This window comes from Curtobacterium sp. MWU13-2055 (assembly GCF_023242305.1).
Classification (GTDB): domain Bacteria; phylum Actinomycetota; class Actinomycetes; order Actinomycetales; family Microbacteriaceae; genus Curtobacterium.
This window is the reverse complement of record NZ_JALLIO010000003.1, coordinates 91,974-115,828: the sequence shown is the minus strand read 5'-3', so window position 1 is coordinate 115,828 and position 23,855 is coordinate 91,974. Positions and strand designations below refer to the sequence as shown.

Here is a 23,855-nt window from a genome sequence, read left to right as displayed (position 1 = left end):
AGGGGTGGACCGGGCGGTCGTCGTCGTTGCAGCCGGGTCCGGAACCCGGCTCGGCATCGGCACCGCGAAGGCGTTCGTGCCCGTCGCGGGGCAGCTCATGCTCGCGCGGGCGCTCGAGCCGCTGTTCACGTTGTCGGCTCCGACGCTGGTCGTCGTGGTCGCGCCGTCGACCCTGCTCGAGGACTGCCGTCAGGTGGTCGCCTCGGTCGCGGGCGCCGCGGTCGCGTACACGGCGGTGGTTCCGGGAGGCACGGATCGCCATGGTTCGGTCCAGGCCGGCCTGGGCGTGCTGCCGGACTCCGTCACCGCGGTGCTGGTGCACGATGCGGCGCGGTGCCTCACGCCGGCCGCGCAGTTCGACCGGGTGTTCGACGCGGTCGAGGGTTCGGTCGCGACCGGCACCGGTGACGGCGTCGTCCCCGCGCTCCCCGTCACCGACACGGTCAAGCGGGTGTCCGGCGACGTGGTCGTCGAGACCGTCGACCGGTCGGCGCTCGTCGGGGTCCAGACGCCGCAGGGCTTCCCGCTCGACGCACTCCGACGGGCGTACGCGGTGTCGACGCAGTCCGAGACCGATGACGCCGGCGTGTTCCAGGCGGCCGGTGGCACGGTGCGCTTCGTGCCGGGTGACGCCGATGCCTTCAAGATCACGACGCCGTGGGACCTCGGACGAGCAGAGTCGATCGTCCGGTCGCGCGCCACGGTCCCGGGCGACCCCGGTGCCTCGGCGGTCCGGCTCGGGCTCGGGGTCGACGTGCACGCGTTCGACGTCGAGTCGCCGTGCCGCGTCGGCCTGCTCGACTTCCCCGGCGAACCCGGCCTCTCCGGGCACAGCGACGGTGACGCCGTGGCGCACGCGGTGTGCGACGCCCTGCTCTCCGCGGGTGGCCTCGGTGACATCGGCGGGACGTTCGGCACCGCGGACCCCGCCTACGCCGGTGCCTCGGGGGACGTCTTCATCCGCGGTGCCGTCGGGCTGCTCGCCGACGCCGGCCTCGTCCCCGTGTCGGTCACGGTGCAGGTCATCGGGAACCGGCCGCGCATCGGGGCCCGTCGTGCGGAGATGCAGGACGCCCTGTCCGCCGTCGTCGGCGCCCCCGTCGCGGTGTCCGGCACGACGACCGACGGCCTCGGGTTCACCGGCCGGGGCGAGGGGCTCGCCGCGATCGCCACGGCCGTCACCCGACCGGCCTGACGTCCTAGGCTTGGGATCGTGACCGTTCGCCTCTACGACTCCCGCGCCGCAGCCGTCGTCGACCTCGTCCCCCTGGTCGACGGACAGGTCAGCGTCTACGTCTGCGGTCCGACGGTGCAGTCGTCGCCGCACATCGGGCACCTGCGCTCGGCCCTGGTCTACGACATCTGGCGCCGCTGGCTGACGTACCGCGGTCTGCGCGTCACCCTCGTGCGGAACGTCACCGACATCGACGACAAGGTGCTCGACCTGGCCGCCGGCACCGACGAAGCGTGGTTCGCCCGCGCCTACCGCGTCGAGCTCGAGTTCACCGCCGCGTACAACGCCCTCGGCATCCTGCCCCCGACCTACGAGCCGCGGGCAACCGGGAGCGTGCCGCAGATGCACGACATCATCACGAAGCTCATCGACCGCGGCCACGCCTACGTCGCCGCCGACGACTCGGGCGACGTCTACTTCGACACCGGCAGCTGGGAGTCCTACGGGGCACTCACCCGGCAGCGTCGCGAGGACATGGTCGAGGCCGCCGACGCCGACCCCCGTGGCAAGCGCGACGCCCGCGACTTCGCGCTCTGGAAGGGTGCGAAGCCCGGCGAGCCGTCGACCGCGTCGTGGGACTCCCCGTGGGGCCCCGGTCGTCCGGGCTGGCACATCGAGTGCTCCGCCATGTCGCGGCGGTACCTCGGTCCGGCGTTCGACATCCACGGCGGCGGACTCGACCTGCGGTTCCCGCACCACGAGAACGAGCTTGCGCAGTCCACCGCGGCGGGCGACCCGTTCGCGTCGTACTGGTTGCACAACGGGCTCGTCACGGTCGAGGGCCAGAAGATGTCGAAGTCGCTCGGCAACTCGATCTTCGCCGCCGACTTCCTGGCCGCTGCCCGTCCGGCCGTGGTGCGGTACTTCCTCGGCGCCGCGCACTACCGCTCCTCGATCGACCACCACGACGGCTCGTTGGCCGAGGCCGAGGCCGCGTACGACCGCGTCGACGGGTTCCTGCAGCGGGCCGAGGTGCGGCTCGAAGGCGTGCACCTCGCCGACGCCCCCGCCGTGCCGGACGCCTTCGCCGCCGCGATGGACGACGACCTCGCAGTGCCCCAGGCGCTGGCCGTCCTGCACGAGACCGTGCGCACCGGCAATGCCGCCCTGGACGCCGACGATGCGGAAACGCTCGGGGTCGCGTACCATCAGGTGGCCGCCATGGTAGAGGTCCTCGGCATCGACCCGCGAGCCGCCCACTGGTCGGGGGGCGGTCAGGACACCTCGGCAGGCCCGCTCGCCGCTCTCGTCGAACGCCTCGTGCAGGAGCGCGCGGACGCCAGGGCAGCACGGGACTTCGCTGCGGCCGACCGCGTGCGCGACGACCTCGCCGCCGCGGGCATCACGATCGAGGACACGCCGTCCGGAACACGCTGGAGCATCGCCTGAACACGGCAGTGCCGAACAGGAGCTACGCATGAAGAACGTCTCGGGAAGCAAGAAGGGTCGGCCCGGCGCCGTCCGCACCGGTCGCAAGGGCAACAAGCAGGTCGGTTCCGGTGGTCAGGGTGCCCAGGCGCTCGAGGGTCGCAAGCCGACCCCGAAGGCCGAGGACCGGCCGTACCACCCCGCCGGCAAGCGCAAGGCGGCGAAGGACCGCTTCGAGGCAGCCAAGGGCCGTCACGGTTCCTCGAGCACCCCGCAGGGCCGCACCGGTCGTCCGCCGGCCCGGAAGACCGATGACTCCGAGCTCGTGACCGGCCGCAACTCCGTGCTCGAGGCGCTCCGCACGAAGACCCCGTCGACGACGCTCTACATCGCGTCGCGCATCGAGGTCGACGACCGCGTCAAGGAGATCCTGACGCTCGCGAACCACCGCAGCGTGCCGATCATCGAGCTCATGCGCCCCGAGCTCGACCGCATCACCGGCCACGACAGCGTGCACCAGGGCGTCGCGCTCAAGGTGCCGGCGTACCAGTACGCCGTGTCCGAGGACATCGTCGAGCAGGCCTTCTCGCGCGACCAGGTCCCGCTGCTCGTCGCGCTCGACGGCATCACCGACCCCCGCAACCTCGGTGCGATCATCCGCTCGACCGCCGCGTTCGGCGGACACGGCGTCATCGTGCCGCAGCGTCGTTCGGTCGGCGTCACCGCGTCGGCGTGGAAGACCTCGGCCGGCGCCGCGGCCCGCACGCCCGTCGCGATGGCCCCGAACCTCACCCAGACGCTGAAGTCCCTGAAGTCGATGGGACTGTTCGTCCTCGGTCTGGACGGCGACGGCGACGTGGAGCTCGACGGCCTCGCGCTCGCCGACCGCCCGATCGTGATCGTCGTCGGTTCCGAGGGCAAGGGCCTGTCGCGCCTGGTCACCGAGACCTGCGACGCGATCGTGTCGATCCCGATCTCGAGTGCGACCGAGTCCCTCAACGCCGGCATCGCCGCGAGCGTCACACTGTGGGAGGTCGCCCGGCGCCGTCGCGCCGAGTAAGCCCCGGCGCTTCGTCCGCAGGAACGGTCGCCTCCCCTCGTGGGAGGCGGCCGTTCCTGCGTGCGGTGCCGGCCGGGTCAGGCCGGACGGGTCAGGACACGTCGGATGATGCCCGCCGTGTGGTCACGAGTCGTCGTTGCGCGACGCCGCAGGCGACCGTCCGTGACCGGCCGACGTGCACCTGGCGGGGTGTCGGGCGACCGCTCGACGTCCAACGGCACCACCGGCGGTGCGGGCGTGACGGTCTGGAGGGCCGGCGCCGGTCTCCGGGACGCGCGCCGGGCCTCCAGGCGGTCGCGTTCACGGACCCCGAACGGTCACGACATGTCGGCCGGTGTCCTCCGGGTGGTCACATGTCGTCGCTGCGCGACGCCGCCGGCGACGGTCTGTGACCAGTCGGCACCCACCCGGCGGGGTGTCGTGACCGACCGGGGACCGCGTCAGACGGTGGTGCGCCAGTCCTGGACGTCGGACTCGTCGTCTGCGGGGTCGGCGTCGTCGACCACGGGGATCGGCAGCGTCATCGACGACGTCGGCGGGTTGATGAGCAGGCGCTCGTCGCGGCGGTGGCGCAGCACGTCGTTGATGTACGCCGTGGTGGCCTCGGGCAGCGAGACCGACCGCTCCTCTTCCTGCGACATGAACCAGCGGTGCTCGAGCAGCTCGTGGAAGACCTCGGCGGGCTCGAGGCGACCGCGCAGGTCACGGGGGATCGAGCGGACCACGGGTTCGAAGACCCGCGAGACCCACTCGTGCGCCACCATCTCCTCGTCGAGTTCGTCGCGGCCGTTGCGTGCCCGGTACGAGTCGAGGTCGTTGAGCAGGCGTCGGGCTTGGTTCTCGCCGGCGTCCAGGCCGGTCAGCCGCAGCAGGCGTCGCTGGTGGTGTCCGGCGTCGACGACCTTCGGCTGGATCCGCACCTGCGAACCGCCCTCGGTCGTGTGGATCGAGAGCTCCTCGATGTCGAAGCCGAGCTCGTTGAGCCGCTCGACGCGGTCGTTGATGCGCCAGCGTTCCTTGATGTCGAACTGCTCGGTGCCCGTGAGCTCGGTCCAGAGCGTCCGGTACTGCGCCACGATCCGGTTGGAGACGTCCACGGGGTCGGCGTTCTCGTCGAGCCGGCCGCCGGCCTCGAGGTCGAGGAGCTCGCCGGCGATGTTCACGCGCGCGACCTCGAGGTCGTTCTCGCGCTGCCCGTTCGACAGCCCGCCGGGGTAGAGCTTGCCGGTCTCGGCGTCGACCAGGTACGCGGCGAACGAGCCCGCGTCGCGACGGAACAGCGTGTTCGAGAGCGACACGTCGCCCCAGTAGAAGCCGATGACGTGCAGCCGGACGAGCAGCAGCGCGAGGGCGTCGACGAGACGGGTCGCGGTCTCCGGGCGCAGGGTCTGCGAGTACAGCGCGCGGTACGGCAGCGAGAAGCGCAGGTGCCGCGTCACGAGCACGGGGTGCAGCTGCTCGCCGTCGGCGTCGACCCGACCGGTGATGACGGCGACGGGGTCGACGCACGGCACGTCCATGCGCTGCAGCGTGCGGAGCATCTCGTACTCGGAGCGCGCGATCTCCTCGCCGGTCTCCTTCACGGCGGCGACGTACCCACTCAGGTGCACGAAGCGCACCAGGTGCCGTGAGATGCCCTTCGGCAGGGCCACGATGGTCTCGTCCGGCCAGTCCGCCAGCGGCAGGTCCCACGGCAGGTCGAGCAGGCCGGGGTCGACGGTGGCTGCGGTGATGGACATCGAGTCGGGCACGGTGGATCCTTCGGTGTCGTGGGGGACAGCCGAGAGCCCGCGACCCGCCCTTGTGAGGCGGCGCGGGCTCTCGGGGAGTGCGCTTCGGTTACGCGCTGACGACGGCCTTGTCGTCCAGGCGCTCGCCCGACTCGGTGTCGAAGGCGTGCACGTGGCCCGACTTCGGCGTCACCACGATGGTGTCACCGATCGACGGGTGCGAACGGCCGTCCACGCGGGCGACGATGTCGACGCGCGTGCCCTTGACGTCGGCGTGACCGTAGAGGTAGCCGTCGGCGCCGAGTTCCTCGACCACGTCGACCGTGACCGGCAGGCCTTCGCCCGACCGCGCCACGACGACGTCCTCGGGGCGGATGCCCACGGTGATCTGGGCGGAACGCGCGTTGGAGAGCGTGTCGCGGTCGATCGCGTGGTTGAGCGTGCCGAACTTGATGCCGCCCTCGACGACGTCGGCCGGCAGCAGGTTCATCGCCGGCGAGCCGATGAAGCCCGCGACGAAGACGTTGTTCGGCTTCTCGTACAGGTCGCGCGGCGTGCCGACCTGCTGCAGGATGCCGTCCTTGAGCACCGCGATGCGGTCACCCATGGTCAGTGCCTCGGTCTGGTCGTGCGTGACGTAGACCGTGGTGACGCCGAGACGACGCTGGAGCGACGCGATCTGCGTACGGGTCTGGACGCGGAGCTTGGCGTCGAGGTTCGACAGCGGCTCGTCCATGAGGAACACCTGCGGCTGACGGACGATCGCACGGCCCATCGCGACGCGCTGACGCTGACCACCGGAGAGCGCCTTCGGCTTGCGGCCGAGGTAGTCCTCGAGGTCGAGGAGCTTCGCGGCTTCCTGCACGCGGGTGGCGCGCTCGTCCTTGCCGACACCGGCGATCTTGAGTGCGAAGCCCATGTTCTCGGCGACGGTCATGTGCGGGTACAGCGCGTAGTTCTGGAACACCATCGCGATGTCGCGGTCCTTCGGCGGGACGTCCGTGACGTCGCGGTCGCCGATGCGGATCTGACCGGAGTTGACCTCTTCGAGGCCGGCCAGCATGCGGAGCGAGGTGGACTTGCCACAACCCGAGGGGCCGACGAGGACGAGGAACTCGCCGTCGGCGACGTCCAGGTCGAGGGAGTCGACCGCGGGACGGTTGCCTCCGGGGTAGAGACGGGTTGCCTTGTCATAGGTGACGGACGCCATGAGCGTTCGGTCCTTTCTTCACCGGCAGGTACGTGCCGGACGATCCGAGTGAAGCGGTCAGCCCGCGAGGGCCCCGGATGGTCGTCGTCGACCATCGAGGTTCATACAACACGAGTTCTCGCGGGTGCGCCAGTGTTTTCCCCCTGACCGGTCGGTTCCCAGAGCGTGGTTGGGTGGTTCCCAGAGCGGCCCACTACAATCGCCGGGTCCGTCCGCCGAGCGGGGGTAGGTCGTGCGGACGCCGATCAGGAGGACGACGCACCGATGACCAACCGCCCCGAGGGTGATGCCCGCGCCGCGCGGAACGAGCGCCGCGAAGCCGCCCGACAGCGAGCGCAGCGCCACAGGACACAGCAGAAGCGCCGCCAGCGCGGAACCCGGCTCGGACTCCAGATCGGACTCGGTGTCGTCCTGCTCGCAGCGGCCGCCGTCGTCACGCTCGTCCTGGTCGACTCCGTGAAGCCAGCAGGCCCCGGGCCCTCGACCATGTCGCAGGGCGGCATCACCCTCGGCGAGGGGCTCAAGCCCGTGACCGCGTCGAGCAGTGCGTCGCCGAGCGCCTCGGCGACCGCTGGTGCGGGCACGGTGCGCATCACGCTGTACGTCGACTACCTCTGCCCAACCTGCGGCGAGTTCGAACAGGCCAACGGCGACTACATCGAGAGCCTCGTCGACTCCGGCGCCGCCACCGTCGACATCCACCCGCTCGCGGTCCTGTCGAACCGGTCGCAGGGCACCAAGTACTCACTGCGCGCCGCGAACGCCGCGGCCTGCGTCGCCGAGCACTCGCCGGACCAGTTCTACGCGGTCAACAAGGCGCTCTACGCCGAGCAGCCGGAAGAGGGCACCCCCGGCCTGACCGACGCGCAGCTCACCAAGGTCGTCACCGGGGTCTCCGGCCTGCAGGACCGCCGGGCCGTCACGAGCTGCATCGCCGACCAGGACTACAGCAAGTGGGTCGACGAGCAGACCACCGCGGTGTCCGGCGGGGACATCCCCGGGTCGACCCTGAGCGACTTCCCCGGCACGCCGCTGGTGCTCGTCAACGGGCAGCAGTACGAGCTCACGTCGCCGATCACGAACGACGACTTCCGCACCTTCGTGGTCACCGCGGCCGGTGCCACCGAGGCGACGCCCACCCCGACCCCCACGCCGAGCGCGACGCCGTCCGGCACGCGGAGCGCGACACCGACGCCCACGCCGACGAAGGGCTGATCGCTACAGCGACGAACCAGGGACGCTGAACGTGTCGCAGCTCGTCGCGCCCTGCTGGTAGCCGCGGACGAACCACTTCTGGCGCTGCTCACTCGAGCCGTGCGTGAACGAGTCCGGATCGACCCGGCCGCTCGAGCGCTCCTGGATGCTGTCGTCGCCCACGGCGCTCGCGGCGGACAGGGCATCGGCGATCTCGGACCGGCTGATCGGCTCGAAGAAGGTCTCGCCGTTCGCGTCCTCGGTGTTCGCCGCGTCGCCGACCCAGGCGCCGGCGTAGCAGTCGGCCTGCAGCTCGACGCGGACACTGCCGGACGAGGCCCCGGTGCCCGATCGGTCCGTGCTCGCGAAGGCACCCTGCAGCTGCTGGATGTGGTGGCCCCACTCGTGCGCGACGACGTACATCTGCGCGAGCGGCCCGCCCGACGACCCGTACTTCGACTGCAGGTCGTCGTAGAACGCGGTGTCGAGGTAGATCGCGCGGTCCGGCGGGCAGTAGAAGGGCCCGGTGGCGGCGGACGCCTGACCGCACGACGTGTCGGTCGAGCCGTCGAACAGGAAGAAGTCCGGCGCCGTGTACGAGATCCCGAGCTTCCGGGCCTCGGCCGTCCAGTAGCCGTCGAGTGACTCGGCTGCACCCTCCATCCGGCACTCGACCTTGAGGTTGGCGTCTCGCCCGGTGCGGCACTCCGGCGCGGCGTCCACGGTCTCGCCCTGCTGCTGGATCTGCGTCGTGCCGCTGCCGCCGTCGACGAACCCGCTGAGGTCGAAGCCCGTGAACTGCGCGATCAGGAAGACGACGATCGCCGTGACGCCGACGGCGCCGCCGCCGACCGCGGCCGTCCGACCCCGGCGCTTCACCCTGCCGCCCTTGAGCTGCGAATCGTCGTTGAACGTCATGCCCCCGAATGTACGGCCCACGGGACTCGCACGCCGCACGCATGCCCCGCGCGTACCGTCTGGGACGTCGGCGACCCCGACACGTGTCGTACAACCGGAAGGAACCGCAACCATGGCCACTCCCATCAGCACCGTGATGAGCCCCGCCCGCTACGTGCAGGGCAAGGACGCGATCACCCGCGTCGGCGAGTTCATCGCCCCCATCGGCAAGCGCCCCCTGATCGTCGCCGACGACGTCGTGTGGGGCATCGTCGAGGACGCGGTGACGACGAGCTTCCAGGCGGCCGACCTGCGGGTCGAGCGGGTCGGCTTCGGTCGCTTCGCCACTCCGAAGGCGGTCGACGACCTCGTCGAGCAGATCCGGTCGACCGACGCGGACGTCATCGTCGGGCTCGGCGGCGGTTCAGCGATCGACGCGGCCAAGGCCTCCGGACACCTGGCCGGCATCCGCTGGGCGAGTGTCCCGACGGCGGCGAGCACCGACGCCCCGACCTCGGCGCTCGCGGTGATCTACTCCGAGGAAGGGGAGTTCATCGAGTACCGGTTCTTCCCGCACAACCCCGACCTCGTCCTCATCGACACGAAGCTCGTCGCGAACGCTCCCGTCCAGTTCCTGGTCGCGGGCATCGGCGACGCCCTGGCCACCTGGGTCGAGGCCCGTGCCGCCAAGCGTGCGAACGCCGACACCATGGCCGGCGGGCTGCAGACCGAGACCGGCGTCGCGCTCGCCGAGCTGTCCTGGAAGCTGCTGCACGACAACGCCCTGCAGGCCATCGAGGCCGTGAAGGCCGGGGTCGTCACGCCCGCGCTCGAGAAGGTCGTCGAGGCGAACACCCTGCTGTCGGGCCTGGGGTTCGAGTCCGGCGGACTGGCGGCAGCGCACGCGATCCACAACGGACTGACCGCCGCTCCGCAGGCGCACGGCTTGGCGCACGGGCAGAAGGTCAACATCGGCACGATCGCGCAGCTCGTGCTCGAGGGTGCACCGGCCGAGGAGATCGAGGACTTCGTCGTCTTCACCACGAAGGTCGGCCTGCCGAACACCCTGACCGAGATCGGCCTGACCGTCGACGACACGACGGAGCTCCGCGCCGTGGCCGAGGCCGCGACCGTCGAGGGCGAGACCATCCACAACATGCCGTTCCCGGTCACGCCGGAGCTCGTGGTGGACGCGCTCATCGCCGTCGAGGGCATCGCGCGGAGCATCCGCGCCGAGCACGGACTGCCGGAGCCGGTCCTGTACCAGCACCACTGAGGGACGGCTGCGCTGACGGGTCGGGGTCAGGTGCGGACCAGCGGCTCCATCGTCGCCAGGTCCGCACCGATCCCGACGTCCACCAGCTCGATCCGTCCCGCGAGGGTGGCGGCCGGCCCCGTCAGCAACCCGGCCTTCACCCCGCCGAACGTGACCGTGACGTCGGCGTGCAGCACGTGGTCGTCCGCGATCCCACCGGTGTCGACGTCGATGCCGCTCGGCACGTCGACGGCGACGACGAACGGTGCGCGCTGGTCGCGGGCGAGTTCACGGACGGCGTCGACGACCTCGCGGGCGGGGGAGCGGAGGGCCGCAGGCCCCTGCACCCCGATCCCGAGGATCGCGTCGAGCACCAGGTCGGCGTCGAGTGCCGCGTCCGTCACCGCAGCCTCCGGTCCGGCAGGATCATCGAGGAGGCGCGCCCCGGCGTCCAGCGCCGCTGCCAGGCCCGCCTCGTGCACGCGTGAGCCGACGCGCAGGACCGCCACGTGCCTCCCGGCCGCCGCCAGCCGCGCACCCGCGAACAGGGCGTCACCACCGTTGTCGCCGCTGCCCACCAGCAGCAGGACGGACCCCGGTCCGTCGCCCGGCCGGACGGCCGGGTCGTCGAGCAGGTCGCCGACGATGCGGGCCAGCCCGTCGGCCGCTCGTTGCATGAGGGGCTCACCCGCATCGAGGTGCGGCCGCTCTGCCGCCCGGATCTGGTCACCGCCGTAGCCGTCCATGGCGACCACAGTGCCCCGGTACCCTGGAGGGGACATGTCACTCGTCCCCGAAGCGCCCCGTCCCCGCATCGTGATGTCGCCCGACGGCCTCCGGATCGCGACCTACGACTTCGGCGATCCCGATGCCCCTGCGGTCGTCGCGGTGCACGGGTTCGCCTCCGGTGCGGTGCTGAACTGGCACGCCTCCGGCTGGACCCGTGACCTGGTCCGCGCCGGGTACCGCGTGCTGGCGTTCGACCAGCGCGGGCACGGCGCGAGCGCGAAGCCGCGCGACCCCGGTGCGTACTCGATGGACCTGCTCGTGGCGGACGTCACCACCGTGATCGACACGTACCTGCTCGACGAGGTCGCGTTCCTCGGGTACTCGCTCGGTGCACGCGTCGGGTGGCACACCGCCGAACGGCTGCCGGACCGCATCACCCGCGCGGTGTTCGGCGGGATCCCCGACGCCGACCCGATGCGCCGCGTGCGGGTCGACCAGGCGAAGGCGTACCTGGCGGACGGCACACCGATCGAGGACCGCGTGACCAACGGCTACCTGACCATGGCGGGGAACGTCGAGGGGAACGACCTCGCGGCGCTCGTGGCGATGGTCGAGGGGATGCGGAACAGCATCGAGCCGACGCCCGACAACGCCCCCGCGCAGCCGATCCTGATGGCGGCCGGCAGCGAGGACGGCATCCGCGACAGCGCCGTGCGGTTGGCGCAGGCGGCCCCGGACGCGTCGTTCTTCGAGATCCCGGGGCGCAACCACTTCAACGCACCGACGTCACGGGCGTTCCGCGAGGCGGCGCTGGCGTTCCTGCGTTCTTGACCGCGGCGCGTTGTCCGCCCCGCGCTGAGGGGTACTCGTAGGTCCTCGCTGTCGCCGGACACCGCGCGTACCGTCCCCGCCATGGACTACAGACTCCTCGGCAACAGCGGGACATCGGTGTCGACGCTGACCCTCGGCACCATGACGTTCGGCAGCGAAGCCGACGAACCCACCTCCCACACCATCATCGACACGTTCGTCGCGGCCGGCGGCACCCTGATCGACACGGCCGACGTCTACTCGGGCAACGAGTCCGAGCGGATCATCGGCCGCTGGCTCGCGGCACGCCCCACCGAGGCGCAGCAGGTCGTCCTCGCCACCAAGGGCCGCTTCCCGCAGGGTGACGGCCCGAACGACGTCGGCCTGTCGCGCCGGCACCTCCGGGTCGCGCTCGACGCCTCGCTCGAGCGCCTCGGCGTCGACCACATCGACCTGTACCAGATGCACGCCTGGGACGCCCTGACGCCGATCGAGGAGACGCTCCGGTTCCTCGACGACGCGGTCTCCGCCGGCAAGATCGGCTCGTACGGCTTCTCGAACTACCTCGGCTACCAGATCACGAAGGCCGTGTACGAGGCGAAGGCGCACGGTTGGGCCCCGCCGGTCACCTTGCAGCCGCAGTACAACCTGCTCGTCCGCGACATCGAGCACGAGATCGTCCCCGCCAGCCTCGACGCCGGGATCGGCCTGCTGCCCTGGTCGCCCCTGGCCGGCGGCTGGCTGTCCGGCAAGTACCAGCGCGACGAAGCGCCCACCGGCTCCACCCGCCTCGGCGAGAACCCGGCACGCGGCATGGAAGCCTGGGAAGCACGGAACGGTGACGAGCGCACCTGGGCCGTCCTCGACGCGGTGTCCGCGGTCGCCGACGCGCACGGCGCTTCGCGGTCGCAGGTCGCCCTCGCCTGGCTGCTCGCCCGGCCGGCGGTGACGAGCGTGATCCTCGGCGCCCGGACCGTGTCCCAGCTCGAGGACAACCTCGGTGCGGCCGACCTCGTGCTGACCGACGCGGAGCTCACGCAGCTCACCGACGCCAGCGCGCCGCGCATCGACGACTACCCGTACGGCACCGCGGGCGTCGCACAGCGGGGGCGCAAGCTCACCGGCGGGCGCTGAGGATCCGTGCACGTTCGTGCGGATTCGCGCTGATGTGGGCTCCGGGTGTGGACGCACGGTTCGGTGAGGTGTCATCCTCTTCGCACGACCGGCTGGTTACCGCGTCCAGCGCCCGGAACACTCCCTGATCCGTGTTCCACACGCGCCGATGCCCCGGGTGAGTGATCACCCGGGGCATCGTTCCGCCCGGCGGCGGCTATGGGGCCGGCAGCGGGACTTGAACCCGCAACCCCCGTATTACAAGTACGGTGCGCTACCAATTGCGCCATGCCGGCTGACGCCGCTCATCCTACCGGTGAGGGCGTCGGGGTCTCACTCGGCCGGCTTCTCCGCGAAGTTCAGCGAGATCGAGTTCATGCAGTACCGGTCGCCGGTGGGGGTGCCGAAGCCGTCGGGGAACACGTGGCCCAGGTGCGAACCGCAGTTCGCGCAACGGACCTCGGTGCGCACCATGCCCAGCGACTTGTCGTCGATCAGCTGCACGGCGTCGGGGTTCACCGACTCGTAGAACGACGGCCAGCCGCAGCCGGAGTCGAACTTCGTGCCGCTCTTGAACAGCTCCGCGCCGCAGGCCGCACAGGTGTAGACGCCGGCACGCTCCTCGTCGAGGAGTTCACCGGTCCACGGCCGTTCGGTCCCCGCCTGACGCAGGACGGCGTACTGGTCCGGGGAGAGATCCTCGCGCCACTGGGCGTCGGACTTGTCGACGTTGTATGCCATTGTTTCCTCCTGCTTCCGGTCGGGTTCTTCCGGGCACTCCCGACCACTTCAGTAAACTCGCGACGATGTCCGAGCATTCCGTGCACCACGCCCGCTGGACCCGTCTGACGACGGACGAACTGTACGGCATCGTGGTGCTCCGGAACCGCGTCTTCGCACTCGAGCAACGGGTGACGGCCGAGGACTTCGACGGCCGTGACCGCGAGCCCGAGACCGAGCACTGGTGGTTCGGTACGGACACCGAAGCGGTTGGGTACCTGCGCCTGATCCGACCGGCTGCGGACGAGGAGCACCCGGCGGATGCACCGCCGCCATCCTGGGTGATCGGCCGGGTCGCGACGCACCCCGACCACCGTGGGCACGGCATCGCTGGCCGGCTCGTCGCCGCAGTGCTCGCGGCCCACGGGCACGAACCCGTCGTCCTGCACGCCCAGGAGTACGTCGCTGCGCTCTACGAACGCCACGGCTTCGTCCGGTTCGGGACGCCCTACGACAAAGCCGGCATCCGGCACGTCGGCATGCACCGCCCGGGGCGCTGATGGACACCCTCAGCCGCTACGCCGCCTACGCCGACCGCATCGAGGCCGTGTCCCCGTCCTACGCCGCCTGGGCGCGGTCGCTCGACCCCGCGTTGGTCGCGCTCCTCGACGAGGTCGCCGAGCAGCAGCGGCAGCCGGAACTCTTCTTCGCGGTCGCGCGGCGGCTCGGCGCGGATCCGTCGGACCCCGGTGCGCTGCGCGCGATCGGTCGGGAGGCCCGCCCCGCCCTGGTCACGGCCCTCGCCTCCGCCACGGTGCAGGCCAACGACCCGCGGCGGCTCGGTCCCGTCGTCCCGCTGTTCGCGGCGCTCGCCGAGCGGGCCTCGCGGCCGCTCGGGTTGGTGGACGCAGGGGGCGCCGCCGGGCTCTGCTCGATCCCGGACCGGGTCACGCTCGACCACCGCGTCGCGGAGCGCGACGGACTCGTGCGGCTGCACACGGCAGCGGACGATCCGTCGATCCGGCTCGTCGTCGCGGCCTCGGGGGCGGTGCCGGCTCCAGCCCGCGCGCCGATCCGCGTCGGTGCGCGGGTGCTGCTCGACCCGAACCCGATCGACCTGTCGGCGGACGGCGCGTTCGACCGTCTGGTCGAAGCGGTCCCACCAGAGGCCCTGGACCGGATCGCCCTGATGCGCGAGGCGGCGCGCGCGACGCTCGCCGTGCCTCCCGTGCGGATCCGGGGCACGCTGCCGGGCGACCTCGACCGTGCACTGGACGCCCTGCCGGACGACGTGGAGCCGGTCGTGCTGACCACCGGCACCCTGGTCTACGTGCCGGGTGCCGAGCGCCAGCGGTTCGTGGACCGCGTCCGCGAACGCGGCGTGCACTGGATCGCGCTCGAACGCACCGGGATCCTGCGCGGTGTGGCGGGGACGCTGCCCGACGACGTCGACGCGGCGGATCCGGACGCCTTCGCCACGGCCTCGATCGACGGCACCGCGGTCGCCGTCTCGGACCCGTTCGGCACGCGTGTGCGCTGGTTCCGCGACCCGAACCTGTGACCGGTGTTCGCGACAGTCCAGCGCCGTGCCAGGGTCCGGATGCTCTCCGCCCCTACGATGTGCGAGACCCGTTACCCGACCGTGATCGGAACCGCCGTGACCAGCCCCACCGACGAGCACCGTGCTGACGAGCACCGCGCTGACCAGCACCGCGCTGACCAGCACCGCGCTGACCAGCTCAGTGAGCTCGCGCAGCGTGTGCTGTCGTTCGAGCACGACCGGGCACGGCACGACCGCACGAAGGAAGCGGAGATCCGGGTCGAGTTCGAGATGTCGGCGGCGCGCTACTACCAGGTGCTGAACCGCGTGATCGACTCGCCCGCGGCACTCGCGTACGACCCGCAGCTCGTCACCAGGCTGCAGCGGCTCCGGCACGCGCGCACCAGCGCCCGGGCGACGCGCAGCTTCGTCGCGCCCGGTGCTGCTCCCGAAGGACGTGAAGAGGAACGATGAGCACCAGATTCCCCCGTGACCGGTTCGACGACGTCGCCGACGGCCCTCGGGTCGGCGCACACCGCGGTGCCCAGCGCCGCGGCCGTGGCTGGATCGCGTTCGCCTGGGCGGCACTCGCCACCGGTGTGCTCGTCGGCATCGGCGTGCTCGTCCTCGCGCTCCTGAACGGCAGCTACTCGTTCAGCGGTTCGGACTCGCCCTCGGCGTCGACGAGCTCGTCGGCCACGTCGAAGCCGTCCGCGTCCGCCACCTCGAAGCCCTCGGCATCGTCGTCGGCCGGGTCGGGTGCCGACTCCGGAGCCGCTGCCGCGACGCCGGCACAGCAGGGCACGACCACCGTCGTCGTCCTGAACGGCACGACGACCACCGGTCTCGCCGCCCGCGCCAGCGCCACGCTGACCGGTGCCGGCTGGCAGGTCGCCTCGACCGGGGACGCCGGCACGACCGGGTCGACCTCGACCGTCGTGTACTACCAGCAGGCCGCACAGGCGGCGGTCGCGCAGGGCATCGCGAAGCAGCTCGGGGTCGCCGCCGTGCAGCAGTCGGCAGCGTTCCCGAACGCCGACGTGAGCGTCGTGCTCGGGGCCGACTACACCGGCTGATCCGCATTCCGCGGGCGCTCCCCACCCGCATTTGTGACGGTCGTGTTTCGGGCACGTTGATTTCTGACGGAATCGACGTGAAACAACGTCACACCTCTTGCCTGATCGGCGCGCTTCGAGCAGAGTCCCTTGCAGACGACGAACACGTCGTTCGCACAGCAGTACCAGGGAGCAAGAGATCATGGCCAACGGAACCGTGAAGTGGTTCAACGCTGAAAAGGGCTTCGGCTTCATCACCGTCGATGGAGGAGGCCAGGACGTGTTCGTGCACTACTCGGCCATCGACATGTCGGGTTACAAGGTCCTCGAGGAGGGCCAGGCAGTGGTGTTCGACGTCGGCACCGGGTCGAAGGGCCCGCAGGCGGAGGCAGTCCGACCGGCCTGAACGCACGACACTCATCGCGAACGCGCCGTCCCGTCAGGGGCGGCGCGTTCGTCGTGCGTGGCCCGCGCTGCATGACGTGCGTGGCGGGCGGTCCGCAGCAGTGGTCGGGGTGCGCTGTTGGCGGGGCGTGTCCTGGGAAGACGTGACGAGCCTCCCGATCGTGTTGCACTCGCACCGGGCGAGTGCCAGAATCGGCGTTGGCACTCGCTCACGTTGAGTGCCAGCACGACCCCACGACGTCCGGGAGGGACGAGAACTCACATGGCTAAGATCATTGCTTTCGACGAGGAGGCCCGCCGTGGCCTCGAGCGCGGCCTGAACCAGCTGGCCGACGCCGTGAAGGTGACGCTCGGCCCGCGCGGCCGCAACGTCGTCCTCGAGAAGAAGTGGGGCGCCCCCACGATCACGAACGACGGTGTCTCCATCGCCAAGGAGATCGAGCTCGACGACCCGTACGAGAAGATCGGTGCGGAGCTCGTCAAGGAGGTCGCCAAGAAGACCGACGACGTCGCCGGTGACGGTACGACCACCGCGACCGTCCTCGCCCAGGCACTCGTCCGCGAGGGCCTGCGCAACGTCGCCGCTGGCGCCGACCCCGTGTCGCTCAAGCGCGGCATCGAGAAGGCCGTCTCCGCCGTCTCCGACCAGCTCCTCGCCAACGCGAAGGACATCGAGACCAAGGACCAGATCGCCGCGACCGCGTCGATCTCGGCTGCAGACCCGACCATCGGCGCGCTCATCGCCGAGGCCATCGACAAGGTCGGCAAGGAAGGTGTCGTCACCGTCGAGGAGTCGAACACCTTCGGCACCGAGCTCGAGCTGACCGAGGGCATGCGCTTCGACAAGGGCTACCTGTCGCAGTACTTCGTCACCGACCCCGAGCGTCAGGAAGCCGTCTTCGAGGACGCCTACATCCTGATCGTCAACTCGAAGATCTCGAACATCAAGGACCTCCTGCCGGTCGTCGACAAGGTGATCCAGGCGGGCAAGCAGCTCCTGATCATCGCCGAGGACGTCGACGGCGAGGCCCTGGCCACGCTCGTCGTGAACAAGATCCGCGGCATCTTCAAGTCCGTCGCCGTCAAGGCCCCGGGCTTCGGTGACCGCCGCAAGGCCATGCTGCAGGACATCGCGATCCTGACCGGTGGCCAGGTCATCTCCGAAGAGGTCGGCCTCAAGCTCGAGAACGCGACGCTCGACCTGCTCGGTCGTGCCCGCAAGGTCGTCATCACCAAGGACGAGACCACGATCGTCGAGGGTGCCGGCGACGCCGAGCAGATCGCCGGCCGTGTCCGTCAGATCCGCGCCGAGATCGACGCGACCGACTCCGACTACGACCGCGAGAAGCTCCAGGAGCGCCTCGCGAAGCTCGCCGGTGGCGTCGCCGTCATCAAGGCGGGTGCCGCGACCGAGGTCGAGCTCAAGGAGCGCAAGCACCGCATCGAGGACGCCGTCCGCAACGCGAAGGCTGCCGTCGAAGAGGGCATCGTCGCCGGTGGTGGCGTCGCCCTCATCCAGGCCGGCAAGGTCGCGCTCGACGCACTCACCCTCGAGGGTGACGAGGCGACCGGTGCGAACATCGTCCGCGTCGCCATCGACGCACCGCTCAAGCAGATCGCGCTGAACGCCGGTCTCGAGCCGGGTGTCGTGGCCGCCAAGGTCCGCGAGCTCGAAGCAGGTTGGGGCCTCAACGCCGCGACCGGCGAGTACGTCGACCTCATCGCCGCGGGCATCATCGACCCGGCCAAGGTCACGCGTTCGGCGCTGCAGAACGCTGCGTCGATCGCTGGTCTGTTCCTGACGACCGAGGTCGTCGTCGCCGACAAGCCCGAGCGTGCCGCGGCCGCTCCGGCCGGCGACCCGACGGGTGGCATGGACTTCTAAGCAGTCCTGTTCGAAGGGCCCCGCACGCTGCGCGTGCGGGGCCCTTCCGCGTGCGGGGGGCGCGGTACGGGGCGGCGGGGCGGGTCGGGAGGTCACAACACCCCGCTCAGGTCCGCCGAGCGGTCACGAACCGTCGGTTGTGCCCGTTCCAGTCGACGCATCGTGACCGTTGGCCGGCGCAGGAGCGGGGAGTCGTGGCCGGCTCGTGTGTGCGGCTTGCGCGTGTCCGGGGTCTTCTCTCCCGCACAGGAGGCCCGGCTCACCTCGTTCTCCACAGGTTCCGAGCGGACATGGTCGGCTCCCGTGCCCCGCAACGACCATGACGGCATGCCAGCTGCCCGTCGCCTCCCTGCTCCGTTCGACCGATCCACCTTCCGTGTGGCCGATGCGGTGGAGCACGGCATCGATCCGGAACGACTCAGACGCGCCGACCTGGCAGCCCCGGTCCACGGTGTCCGTGCCCCGATCGGCTCGGTGGACTTCGTCGACGCCGTCGCCCTGGTCATGCGTCCCGATCAGTTCTTCAGCCACACGACCGCCGCCGCGATCTGGGGTGCGCCACTGCCGCAGTCGGTGCGCTCGGTCGGGCCGGTGCACGTCTCGACCACGAGGGACGGGAGCCGGATGCGTCGGCCCGGCGTGGTCGCACACCGCCTGGACCGGCCGAGGACGGTCGAACACCGCGGGTTCCCGGTCAGTGTCCCGGCGCAGATGTGGTTCGAGTGTGCCGGCGTGCTCGGACAAGACGCGCTCGTCGCGATCGGAGATCATCTCGTCGGATCAGCCGGGTTGGCGACGGCGGATGACCTCCGTGCGTCGATCCGCCCCGGCACACGCTTCGCGCTCGCTGCTCGGCGCGCGCTGGACCTCGTCCGAGCCGGGGCGGAGTCGCCGCAGGAGACCTGGCTCCGCCTGGCCGCGGTCGAAGCGGGGTTCCCCGAGCCGGAGCTGAACGTCGACGTGCACGACGGTGCGGGGCGGTTCCTCGGGCGCGTCGACATGGCGTGGTCGGAGTTCGGCATCGCGTTGGAGTACGACGGCGATCACCACCGGGAGCGCGACACCTTCCGACACGATCAACGACGGGACAACGGGTTCGTGGTGAACGACTGGCTCGTGATCCACGCGACGGCATCGGACGCACACCGACCCGCGGTGTTGTTCGAGCGGCTCCGCCAGGCGTTCGAGGTCCGAGCGGTCGGAAGCCGTCGGCGGTCAGCGTGACGGCCGTGACCGCCACGCTGAAGATCTCTTCGCCGGGCGGTCACGACATGCCGTCGGTTGTGCGCCGACCGGTCACGAACTGTCGGTCAGCGGGGGCGCAGACGACGGCCCGTGACCACTCGGCGGCGTCGGACGGGGTGTTGCGACCGCACGGGCCGCGCCCGCGCGCCGCGCGCCCGCGTCAGGCGGCGTAGTCGCGCGGCAGCAGCGGCAGCCAGACGCGGAAGGTCGCGCCGCCGCCCTCGGTGTCGAAGACCTCGACCGAGCCGTGGTGTGCCGCGACGATGCCCGACACGATCGCGAGCCCGAGGCCCGAACCACCGGTGTCCCGCGCACGCGAGGTGTCGGCACGCCAGAACCGCTGGAAGATCTTGTCGCGCAGCTGCGCCGGGATCCCCTCACCGTGGTCGATGACGTCGATGTGGGCCATGCCGCGGTCGTCGTCCACCCCGACGCCGATCTCGATCGGGTCGTCGTGCTCGGTGAACCGCATGGCGTTGCCCATCAGGTTCGTGACGATCTGGCGGATCTTGTTCTCCTCCGCCAGCACGATCGGGGGACGCTGGGGCATGACGACCGTCGGCAGCGGCGTCGTCTCGTCGGTGGGGGCGGCACCGGCTTCGATGTCCATCGCCCGGGTCCGCCGAGCACGCAGTCGCGCGATCGTCTGCCGCGAGAACGCGATGGGACCCGTGGTGTTCGCCGACGTGGGCGATGCCGGGGGGACCTCGCCCGTGTCGGACAAGGAGCCCGACGAGTCCGACGACCCCGACGAGAGCGAGGACGACGACGCGGGCGGTCGCACGGCCTGCGGCACGCTCTCGCCCGTCATGGCGTCCTCGACCAGGACCTGGATCTCGCGGTCCGGGTTGGACGCCATGGTGTCGAGCGCCGAGTCACGGGCGATCGCGACGAGGTCGACCGGGCCGAGCTCGAGCGGCTTGGACTCGTCGATGCGGGCGAGCTGGAGCAGGTCCTGCACGAGCAGGCCCATCCGCTTCGCCTCCTTCTCGATGCGTTCCATCGCCTGGGCGACGTCTTCTTCCTTGCGCAGGGCGCCCATCCGGTACAGCTCGGCGTACCCGCGCAGGGAAACCAGCGGGGTGCGGAGTTCGTGCGAGGCGTCGCCGACGAACCGGCGCATCTGGTCGATGGTGCGCTGGCGGTCCTCGAACGCGGTGTCGATGCGCTCGAGCATGACGTTGAGGGAGCGATTAAGGCGCCCGACCTCGGTGTTCGGGGTGTCGGCCTCGAGGCGCTGGTTGAAGTCTCCTGCGGCGAACCGTGCGGCGGTGTCCTCCACGTCACGCAGTGGGTCGAACGTGGCCGTGACGAGCAGCCGTGTGAGCATGGCACCGAGCAGGATCACCGAGATGCCGAAGCCCAGGAAGATGACGGTGAACCGTGCGATGGTTTGGTCGGTGTCGGCACTCGACACCGCGACGAGCACGAAGCCGGTCTCGGTGGAACCGCTCGTCTGGTTCTGCAGTGAGGCCGGGATGACCTGGGCACGCCACTCGTGGTTGTGCTGGCTGTCGTAGAGCGAGAAGCGCGCACCGTTCTGCGCCGCTGCGGAGAAGTCCAGTTCGCGGATGTCCGGGCGGCTCGATGCCTTCGTCTGGCAGATCTGGTCGCCGTCGGCGTCGTACGCGGCCACGTAGGCGCTCTGCGACAGCACGACCGACAGCTTGCAGTACTGCTCGCCGTCGCTGATGTTCTGGCCCTCGAGCTGCTCCGTGGTGCCCTTGACGTTGTTGTCGAGCTGCGCCATCAGGTACGTCGACAGGACGGTCATGGTGCCGAGCCCGGCGACGAGCAGGCCGAGCGCCACCAGGAGCACCGTGATCCCGGTGATCTTGGTGCGCAGGGAGATCCCGTCCCACCAGCGGCTCATTCGCGTGTGCATGCTGCCCCAACGATAGACAGCGGCCGCCCGGTGAAACCGGACGACCGCCGTGAAGAACGGAGGTGCTACGAGGCCTTGGACGCCTTGAGCATGTACCCGAAGCCGCGCTTGGTCTGGATGATCGGCTCGGCCGAGTACTGGTCGAGCTTGCGACGCAGGTAGGAGATGTAGCTCTCCACGATGCCGGCGTCGCCGTTGAAGTCGTACTCCCAGACGTGGTCGAGGATCTGCGCCTTCGACAGCACGCGGTTCGGGTTGAGCATCAGGTAGCGGAGCAGCTTGAACTCGGTGGGGGAGAGCTCGATCTGCGCGTCGCCGATCGTGACCTCGTGCGTGTCCTGGTCCATGGTGAGTTCGCCAGCGCGGATGATCGCGTCTTCCTCGTCGTTCATGGTGCGACGGAGGATGGCCTTGATGCGGGCGACGATCTCGTCGAGCGAGAACGGCTTGGTGACGTAGTCGTCGCCGCCGACGGTGAGGCCGGTGATCTTGTCCTCGGTGTCGTCCTTCGCGGTGAGGAACAGGATCGGCGAGGTGTACCCGGACGACCGCAGGCGCTTGGTGACGCCGAAGCCGTTCATGTCGGGGAGCATCACGTCGAGGATGATCAGGTCGGGTTCTTCCTCGAGCACGGCCGAGATCGCCTGTGCGCCGTTGCCGACGGCACGGACAGCGAACCCGGCGAAGCGCAACGAGGTCGTCAGGAGGTCGCGGATGTTCGGCTCGTCGTCGACGATCAGGATCTTGGGGCCATCGCTCATGGTCCTATCTTCTGACCGTTCCCTAGTGGTTTCCTGAGAGCGGTGCGTACGTCAGCCCACGGGCGCCTGGACCTGGTCGGCATCCAGGATCGTGTAGGAGTACCCCTGCTCGGCGAGGAACCGCTGCCGGTTCTGCGCGAAGTCCTGGTCGACGGTGTCCCGCGCCACGAGCGTGTAGAACGACGCGGGCAGGCCGTCCTTGTTCGGGCGGAGCAGTCGACCGAGGCGCTGCGCTTCTTCTTGCCGTGACCCGAACGACCCGGAGACCTGGATCGCGACGGTGGCGTCGGGCAGGTCGATCGAGAAGTTCGCGACCTTCGACACGACGAGCACGTCCACCTCGCCGGCTCGGAACGCGTCGTACAGCCGTTCGCGCTCGTCGACGGGCGTCGCACCCGTGATCTCGGCCGCGTCGAGCGACGCCGCCAGTTCGTCGAGCTGGTCGATGTACTGCCCGATCACCAGGATCTGCTCGCCGCGGTGCTTCTCGATGAGCTCGCGGACGACCGGGGTCTTCGCGGGCGAGGTGGCGGCGAGCCGGTAGCGCTCGTCGTCGCTCGAGGCCGCGTACTCCAGGCGCTCCTGGTGCGGCAGGTCGATGCGCACCTCGTAGCACTCGGCCGGGGAGATGTAGCCCTGGGCCTCGATCTCCTTCCACGGAGCGTCGTAGCGCTTCGGGCCGATGAGCGAGAACACGTCGCCCTCGCGGCCGTCCTCGCGCACAAGTGTCGCGGTCAGGCCCAGGCGTCGGCGGGCCTGCAGGTCGGCGGTCAGCTTGAACACCGGGGCCGGCAGCAGGTGGACCTCGTCGTAGACGATGAGGCCCCAGTCGAGGGCGTCGAGCAGGGACAGGTGCGTGTACTCGCCCTTCCGACGGGCGGTCAGGATCTGGTAGGTCGCGATCGTGACCGGCCGGATCTCCTTGACGCTGCCCGAGTACTCGCCGATGTCCTCGGCCTTCAGGGTCGTGCGCTTGAGGAGCTCGCTGCGCCACTGCCGTGCGGACACGGTGTTCGTCACGAGGATGAGCGTGGTCGCCTTGACGGTCGCCATCGCCCCGGCACCGACCAGGGTCTTGCCGGCGCCACAGGGCAGCACGACGACTCCGGACCCCTGCGCGAAGAAGGTGTCGACGGCCTGCTCCTGGTACGGGCGCATGTGCCACTCGGCCGTGTCGAGGTCGATCGGGTGCGGCTGCCCGGGGGTGTAGCCCGCCAGGTCCTCGGCCGGCCAGCCGAGCTTCACGAGTTCCTGCTTGATCTGGCCGCGTGCCCACTGCTGCAGCTCGACCTCGGAAGGCGTCCGCATGTCGCCGAGCAGTGGCTTGATCCGCTTCGACCGGATGACCTCGGCCAGCACGGACGGGTCCTCGGCGGTCAGGAGCAGGACGGGCAGGCGCTCGAGTTCCTCGGTGGGGGAGTTCGCGATGACCGGAGCGTCCTCGCGTTCCTCACGCCGGATGACGAGTCGGCCGTAGCGGGACACCGTGTCGCGGATGTCCACGGTGACGCTCTGCGGGACCGGGAACTTCGCGAAGCGCTCGAGGGTGGCGATCATCGCCTCGGCGTCGTGTCCGGCGGCCCGTGCGTTCCACAGGCCGAGGCGGGTGATGCGGTAGGTGTGCACGTGCTCGGGGGCGCGTTCGAGTTCGGCGAAGGCCGCGAGCTCGTGGCGTGCGTCCTCGGCGTCGGGGTGTGCGACCTCGAGGAGCACGGTGCGGTCGCTCTGCACGATCAGCGGTCCGTTCATGACCTGCCAG

Annotated in this window: 22 protein-coding genes and 1 tRNA gene; 14 read left to right on the top strand and 9 right to left on the bottom strand. The window is 70.5% G+C overall.

Annotated elements, in window-relative coordinates:
• Positions 1-4: 4 nt before the first annotated feature.
• The 3 genes from ispD to rlmB are packed head-to-tail and all read left to right on the top strand — an operon-like array spanning position 5 to position 3,662.
• Entirely contained in the window at positions 5-1,195 is a 1,191-nt protein-coding gene (gene ispD, locus M4960_RS08205; protein WP_248703991.1) for a 2-C-methyl-D-erythritol 4-phosphate cytidylyltransferase, read from the top strand.
• A gap of 18 nt (positions 1,196-1,213) precedes the next feature.
• Positions 1,214-2,623, top strand: coding sequence for a cysteine--tRNA ligase (cysS, locus tag M4960_RS08200; RefSeq protein WP_248703990.1), 1,410 nt, complete (start codon positions 1,214-1,216; stop codon positions 2,621-2,623).
• Positions 2,624-2,651: 28 nt separating this feature from the next.
• The gene (gene rlmB, locus M4960_RS08195; protein ID WP_123936859.1) at positions 2,652-3,662 is read left to right on the top strand and encodes a 23S rRNA (guanosine(2251)-2'-O)-methyltransferase RlmB; all 1,011 of its coding nucleotides are present in this window, start codon (positions 2,652-2,654) and stop codon (positions 3,660-3,662) included.
• Positions 3,663-4,102: 440 nt separating this feature from the next.
• On the opposite strand, the gene M4960_RS08190 is transcribed toward rlmB, so the two are convergent.
• Both M4960_RS08190 and M4960_RS08185 read right to left on the bottom strand, forming a co-directional pair.
• Positions 4,103-5,413: a DUF4032 domain-containing protein gene (locus M4960_RS08190; protein WP_248703989.1), complete on the bottom strand. Its 1,311-nt coding sequence runs from the start codon at positions 5,411-5,413 to the stop codon at positions 4,103-4,105.
• An 88-nt stretch (positions 5,414-5,501) separates the two neighbouring features.
• Positions 5,502-6,602: an ABC transporter ATP-binding protein gene (locus M4960_RS08185; RefSeq protein ID WP_248703988.1), complete on the bottom strand. Its 1,101-nt coding sequence runs from the start codon at positions 6,600-6,602 to the stop codon at positions 5,502-5,504.
• A gap of 264 nt (positions 6,603-6,866) precedes the next feature.
• On the opposite strand from M4960_RS08185, the gene M4960_RS08180 reads away from it, so the two are divergent.
• Positions 6,867-7,817, top strand: a complete 951-nt coding sequence (locus tag M4960_RS08180) for a thioredoxin domain-containing protein (protein ID WP_248703987.1) — start codon at positions 6,867-6,869, stop codon at positions 7,815-7,817.
• A 3-nt stretch (positions 7,818-7,820) separates the two neighbouring features.
• Here the strand turns inward: M4960_RS08180 and M4960_RS08175 are convergent, their stop codons facing one another.
• Positions 7,821-8,714 (bottom strand): neutral zinc metallopeptidase, encoded by an 894-nt coding sequence (locus M4960_RS08175; protein WP_123936857.1) that lies wholly within the window; start codon positions 8,712-8,714, stop codon positions 7,821-7,823.
• Positions 8,715-8,826: 112 nt separating this feature from the next.
• On the opposite strand from M4960_RS08175, the gene M4960_RS08170 reads away from it, so the two are divergent.
• Positions 8,827-9,969, top strand: a complete 1,143-nt coding sequence (locus tag M4960_RS08170; RefSeq protein ID WP_248703986.1) for a glycerol dehydrogenase — start codon at positions 8,827-8,829, stop codon at positions 9,967-9,969.
• 26 nt (positions 9,970-9,995) lie between these two features.
• On the opposite strand, the gene M4960_RS08165 is transcribed toward M4960_RS08170, so the two are convergent.
• Positions 9,996-10,694, bottom strand: coding sequence for an NAD(P)H-hydrate epimerase (locus tag M4960_RS08165; protein ID WP_248703985.1), 699 nt, complete (start codon positions 10,692-10,694; stop codon positions 9,996-9,998).
• A 34-nt stretch (positions 10,695-10,728) separates the two neighbouring features.
• Between M4960_RS08165 and M4960_RS08160 the strand changes: the two genes are divergently transcribed.
• Together M4960_RS08160 and M4960_RS08155 are read left to right on the top strand one after the other, a co-directional pair.
• Positions 10,729-11,508, top strand: coding sequence for an alpha/beta fold hydrolase (locus tag M4960_RS08160; protein ID WP_111085229.1), 780 nt, complete (start codon positions 10,729-10,731; stop codon positions 11,506-11,508).
• 81 nt (positions 11,509-11,589) lie between these two features.
• On the top strand, positions 11,590-12,621 hold the full coding sequence (locus tag M4960_RS08155) for an aldo/keto reductase (protein ID WP_248703984.1): 1,032 nt from the start codon (positions 11,590-11,592) through the stop codon (positions 12,619-12,621).
• A 199-nt stretch (positions 12,622-12,820) separates the two neighbouring features.
• Here M4960_RS08155 and M4960_RS08150 read toward each other — a convergent pair.
• Both M4960_RS08150 and msrB read right to left on the bottom strand, forming a co-directional pair.
• Positions 12,821-12,896, bottom strand: a tRNA-Thr gene (locus M4960_RS08150).
• A gap of 37 nt (positions 12,897-12,933) precedes the next feature.
• Positions 12,934-13,341, bottom strand: a complete 408-nt coding sequence (gene msrB, locus M4960_RS08145; protein ID WP_123340893.1) for a peptide-methionine (R)-S-oxide reductase MsrB — start codon at positions 13,339-13,341, stop codon at positions 12,934-12,936.
• Positions 13,342-13,406: 65 nt separating this feature from the next.
• On the opposite strand from msrB, the gene M4960_RS08140 reads away from it, so the two are divergent.
• The 7 genes from M4960_RS08140 (at position 13,407) to M4960_RS08110 (ending at position 19,429) form a co-directional block, all read left to right on the top strand.
• Positions 13,407-13,880, top strand: coding sequence for a GNAT family N-acetyltransferase (locus M4960_RS08140; RefSeq protein WP_248703983.1), 474 nt, complete (start codon positions 13,407-13,409; stop codon positions 13,878-13,880).
• Positions 13,880-14,881 (top strand): DUF2332 family protein, encoded by a 1,002-nt coding sequence (locus M4960_RS08135; protein WP_248703982.1) that lies wholly within the window; start codon positions 13,880-13,882, stop codon positions 14,879-14,881. The genes M4960_RS08140 and M4960_RS08135 overlap by 1 nt, the downstream gene beginning before the upstream one ends.
• A 96-nt stretch (positions 14,882-14,977) precedes the next feature.
• Complete coding sequence (locus M4960_RS08130) at positions 14,978-15,334, top strand: DUF3263 domain-containing protein (RefSeq protein ID WP_248703981.1); 357 nt, start codon at positions 14,978-14,980, stop codon at positions 15,332-15,334.
• Positions 15,331-15,936, top strand: a complete 606-nt coding sequence (locus M4960_RS08125) for a LytR C-terminal domain-containing protein (protein ID WP_123293309.1) — start codon at positions 15,331-15,333, stop codon at positions 15,934-15,936. The genes M4960_RS08130 and M4960_RS08125 overlap by 4 nt, the downstream gene beginning before the upstream one ends.
• Positions 15,937-16,117: 181 nt before the next feature.
• Positions 16,118-16,321 carry a cold-shock protein gene (locus tag M4960_RS08120; protein ID WP_111085222.1) on the top strand — a complete coding sequence of 68 codons (204 nt, stop codon included), beginning with the start codon at positions 16,118-16,120 and terminating at the stop codon, positions 16,319-16,321.
• Between the two features lie 261 nt (positions 16,322-16,582).
• The gene (gene groL / locus M4960_RS08115) at positions 16,583-18,205 is read left to right on the top strand and encodes a chaperonin GroEL (RefSeq protein ID WP_111085221.1); all 1,623 of its coding nucleotides are present in this window, start codon (positions 16,583-16,585) and stop codon (positions 18,203-18,205) included.
• A gap of 327 nt (positions 18,206-18,532) precedes the next feature.
• Entirely contained in the window at positions 18,533-19,429 is an 897-nt protein-coding gene (locus M4960_RS08110) for a hypothetical protein (protein ID WP_248703980.1), read from the top strand.
• 181 nt (positions 19,430-19,610) lie between these two features.
• Here M4960_RS08110 and M4960_RS08105 read toward each other — a convergent pair whose 3' ends face one another.
• The 3 genes from M4960_RS08105 to M4960_RS08095 all read right to left on the bottom strand — a co-directional run bounded on the left by M4960_RS08105 (position 19,611) and on the right by M4960_RS08095 (position 23,845).
• Positions 19,611-21,335 (bottom strand): cell wall metabolism sensor histidine kinase WalK, encoded by a 1,725-nt coding sequence (locus M4960_RS08105; RefSeq protein WP_123671511.1) that lies wholly within the window; start codon positions 21,333-21,335, stop codon positions 19,611-19,613.
• Between the two features lie 65 nt (positions 21,336-21,400).
• Positions 21,401-22,096: a response regulator transcription factor gene (locus M4960_RS08100; protein WP_017888045.1), complete on the bottom strand. Its 696-nt coding sequence runs from the start codon at positions 22,094-22,096 to the stop codon at positions 21,401-21,403.
• 51 nt (positions 22,097-22,147) lie between these two features.
• Positions 22,148-23,845, bottom strand: a complete 1,698-nt coding sequence (locus M4960_RS08095; protein ID WP_248703979.1) for a DNA repair helicase XPB — start codon at positions 23,843-23,845, stop codon at positions 22,148-22,150.
• Between the last annotated feature and the right edge of the window lie 10 nt (positions 23,846-23,855).

Bases quoted from the DNA above. Each gene is read 5' to 3' on its own strand.
- rlmB (WP_123936859.1), top strand. From the start codon at position 2,652: ATGAAGAACGTCTCGGGAAGCAAGAAGGGTCGGCCCGGCGCCGTCCGC.
- M4960_RS08185 (WP_248703988.1), bottom strand. From the start codon at position 6,602: ATGGCGTCCGTCACCTATGACAAGGCAACCCGTCTCTACCCCGGAGGC.
- M4960_RS08180 (WP_248703987.1), top strand. From the start codon at position 6,867: ATGACCAACCGCCCCGAGGGTGATGCCCGCGCCGCGCGGAACGAGCGC.
- M4960_RS08175 (WP_123936857.1), bottom strand. From the start codon at position 8,714: ATGACGTTCAACGACGATTCGCAGCTCAAGGGCGGCAGGGTGAAGCGC.
- M4960_RS08170 (WP_248703986.1), top strand. From the start codon at position 8,827: ATGGCCACTCCCATCAGCACCGTGATGAGCCCCGCCCGCTACGTGCAG.
- M4960_RS08165 (WP_248703985.1), bottom strand. From the start codon at position 10,694: ATGGACGGCTACGGCGGTGACCAGATCCGGGCGGCAGAGCGGCCGCAC.
- M4960_RS08160 (WP_111085229.1), top strand. From the start codon at position 10,729: ATGTCACTCGTCCCCGAAGCGCCCCGTCCCCGCATCGTGATGTCGCCC.
- M4960_RS08155 (WP_248703984.1), top strand. From the start codon at position 11,590: ATGGACTACAGACTCCTCGGCAACAGCGGGACATCGGTGTCGACGCTG.
- msrB (WP_123340893.1), bottom strand. From the start codon at position 13,341: ATGGCATACAACGTCGACAAGTCCGACGCCCAGTGGCGCGAGGATCTC.
- M4960_RS08140 (WP_248703983.1), top strand. From the start codon at position 13,407: ATGTCCGAGCATTCCGTGCACCACGCCCGCTGGACCCGTCTGACGACG.
- M4960_RS08135 (WP_248703982.1), top strand. From the start codon at position 13,880: ATGGACACCCTCAGCCGCTACGCCGCCTACGCCGACCGCATCGAGGCC.
- M4960_RS08125 (WP_123293309.1), top strand. From the start codon at position 15,331: ATGAGCACCAGATTCCCCCGTGACCGGTTCGACGACGTCGCCGACGGC.
- M4960_RS08120 (WP_111085222.1), top strand. From the start codon at position 16,118: ATGGCCAACGGAACCGTGAAGTGGTTCAACGCTGAAAAGGGCTTCGGC.
- groL (WP_111085221.1), top strand. From the start codon at position 16,583: ATGGCTAAGATCATTGCTTTCGACGAGGAGGCCCGCCGTGGCCTCGAG.
- M4960_RS08110 (WP_248703980.1), top strand. From the start codon at position 18,533: ATGCCAGCTGCCCGTCGCCTCCCTGCTCCGTTCGACCGATCCACCTTC.
- M4960_RS08105 (WP_123671511.1), bottom strand. From the start codon at position 21,335: ATGCACACGCGAATGAGCCGCTGGTGGGACGGGATCTCCCTGCGCACC.
- M4960_RS08100 (WP_017888045.1), bottom strand. From the start codon at position 22,096: ATGAGCGATGGCCCCAAGATCCTGATCGTCGACGACGAGCCGAACATC.
- M4960_RS08095 (WP_248703979.1), bottom strand. From the start codon at position 23,845: ATGAACGGACCGCTGATCGTGCAGAGCGACCGCACCGTGCTCCTCGAG.